Raw genomic sequence first — 2,412 nt, forward strand, 5'->3', positions numbered from 1 at the left:
TTTCTTAGGTGGAGTATTTATCTATGAAGATTGTTGTTAGAAAATAATACATATACTTGACATATTATATTACATGTTATAAAATGATATCAAAATAAAGGGAGGATAGGAGGAAATGTATCATGGATACCCTCACCGGAAAAATATCTAATAGAATAAAGGAATTAAGAGAGAGATTGGATTTATCTCAAGAGGATTTGGCCAAGAGGATGGGGATTAGCAGGGTTGCTGTTTCCCAGATAGAAAATGGTCGTCGGAAAATATGTACTGAAGAACTGATTAAACTGTCTAAGATATTCAATATTTCAACAGATGTTCTTCTTAATTTAGATGAAGAGATTGAAGTTGTACTGGAAAAAATTAAGGAACAGAAATCAAGTAAGAAAAACGAAATCCGAATTAATGTTCCCCAAAAAAATCTTGTAAAATTCAAAGAAGTGCTTCTTTATATCCTAGAAAAAGTTGGCTCAAAATCCAATGTTGGCGAATCTGTCTTGTATAAACTGCTTTACTTTATTGATTTTAACTACTATGAAAAATATGAAGAGCAATTGATTGGCGCTACCTATATTAAAAATCATTATGGACCTACACCAAAAGAATTCATTAAAATAGCTGAGGAGATGGAAGGGAAAGATTTGGTTAAGATACAAGGTCAATATTTCGAGCATCCCCAAACAAAATACCTGCCACTCAGAGGTCCTGATTTATCAAAAATGGGTGCTAAAGAGCAAAGAGTAATCGATGATGTTTTGAATACACTTTCAGACATGAATGCCAAAAAAATTAGTGAATATTCCCATCAAGATGTACCATGGCTGACTGCAGATAAGGGACGTGCCATCGAGTATGAATCTGTTTTTTACCGCACACCGCCGTATTCAGTGAGGGATTATAGTGAAGAAGAATCCATTTAAAGAGATACGTAAATTCAATGAGTTTGAAAGAGATTTTAAGAAATTACTTAAAAGTTTTAAGACACTTGATGAAGATTTAGACAACTTTATCAATGTCCAGTTAAATCTTGCCCATAAAATGAATATTATAGATAAGAAAAGTATTGTCAGAATCTCTAACCTTGGTATCAATGAACCTAAGATTTATAAAGCTCGGAAATTTGCTTGTAAGGCATTAAAGGGAGAAGGGGGGTTCAGCGGAATCCGGATTATCTATGCCTATTTTGAAGAGGAAGATATTATTGAATTTATAGTGTAAATGGCAAGTAGAAATGCACCTTGCACGGAAAACAATTTTGCACCTTACAAAGATAAAAAAATGGCTTAATCCTCCTCTTCTTTTTGAATTCTAAATGATTCCCCACTTAAATTAAATACTTTGGAATGATGAAGTAACCGGTCTAGCATGGCTACAGTCATCACTTCATCACCCATCATTTCAGCCCACTCATCAAATCTTTTATTGGATGTGATGATGACAGATGCCTTTTCATAAAGCTCACTTATCAGGTTAAAAAATAGATTAGCCTCCTTCCTTTCTATGGGTGTGTAGCCTATCTCATCGATGATCATCAGATCTGCTTTTAAGATACGATTCAGTCTAAAGCCGGCCTTGCGCTGAATATCGGCCATCTTTAACCACTTGACAAGGGTGGTCATCCGTTCAAAACATACCGTATAACCTGCTCGTATAGCCTTTAGCCCAATGGCTATGGATAAATGAGTTTTACCGATCCCGGGTGGTCCAAAAAATAATAGATTGTTGTGATTATCCAGCCACAGGAAATCCAGAAGGCTGGATAGATCTGACTTAGTTATGCCTTTTACTCTGGCAAATTGGAAATTATCCAGGTCCTTTTCTACCGGGAAATGGGCTCCTGCCAGATTCCGCTTAAGCCTTCTTTCTGTCCGGTAGTCTATCTCTGCCTTTAAAAGAAGGTCCAAAAAACTCAAATAGGAGATTTTCTTTTCTTCTGCCTCGGTTATCTCACTATCCAGATTAGGGATCATTCCTTTAAGCTTTAAACTTTCCAGTAAACTGACTATCTGCTGATATTTTTTCATGGCCGTGCCTCTGAGGCATTTACTAGGTTATGATAAACTCCGATATCTCTCTTTTCTACTTGAAATTCTTTCTTCTCCTGCGGGATATCCCTTAACATAGAAACAATTTTTACCTTTGGCAGGGCTAACTCAGTTTCCTGTTGGTAATACTGATAAGTATCATAGAGATTTGCCATGGTGTAAGTCCGATTTTCCAGACACAGGTCTATGGCCTGTTTTAGATGCTCCCTTTCTATCCCCCGGGAGAATTTCTTTAGTGCATCATGATACTGATCCCGGAAATAACGGGTATACATTTGAAAGTTCTTATCTACAAATTCACTCCAGCTATCTAGAGTAAAAAGTCTCTTTAGCTCCTCTTTTAATTGCTTCTGGTTAAGCTCTTTTCGAT

Annotated in this window: 4 protein-coding genes; 2 read left to right on the plus strand and 2 right to left on the minus strand. The window is 36.3% G+C overall.

Annotated features, from left to right (window positions below):
• Window positions 1-122: 122 nt before the first annotated feature.
• Entirely contained in the window at window positions 123-917 is a 795-nt protein-coding gene (locus VMW81_08975; protein ID HUU51073.1) for a helix-turn-helix domain-containing protein, read from the plus strand.
• A complete protein-coding gene (locus tag VMW81_08980; protein HUU51074.1) occupies window positions 898-1,215 on the plus strand; it encodes a hypothetical protein in 318 nt (105 codons plus the stop codon). Before VMW81_08975 ends, VMW81_08980 begins: the two co-directional genes overlap by 20 nt.
• A gap of 65 nt (window positions 1,216-1,280) precedes the next feature.
• Here the strand turns inward: VMW81_08980 and istB are convergent, their stop codons facing one another.
• Complete coding sequence (gene istB, locus VMW81_08985) at window positions 1,281-2,021, minus strand: IS21-like element helper ATPase IstB (protein ID HUU51075.1); 741 nt, start codon at window positions 2,019-2,021, stop codon at window positions 1,281-1,283.
• Window positions 2,018-2,412: hypothetical protein (locus VMW81_08990; protein HUU51076.1), on the minus strand; the 395-nt coding region annotated here is incomplete at its 5' end. The genes VMW81_08990 and istB, both read right to left, overlap by 4 nt.

The sequence above is a fragment of the Nitrospinota bacterium genome, from assembly GCA_035528715.1.
In the GTDB taxonomy this organism is placed as follows: Bacteria; JADFOP01; JADFOP01; order DATKYB01; family DATKYB01; genus DATKYB01.

Coding starts and splice junctions, on each gene's coding strand:
- istB (HUU51075.1), bottom strand. CDS start 2,021: ATGAAAAAATATCAGCAGATAGTCAGTTTACTGGAAAGTTTAAAGCTT.
- VMW81_08975 (HUU51073.1), top strand. CDS start 123: ATGGATACCCTCACCGGAAAAATATCTAATAGAATAAAGGAATTAAGA.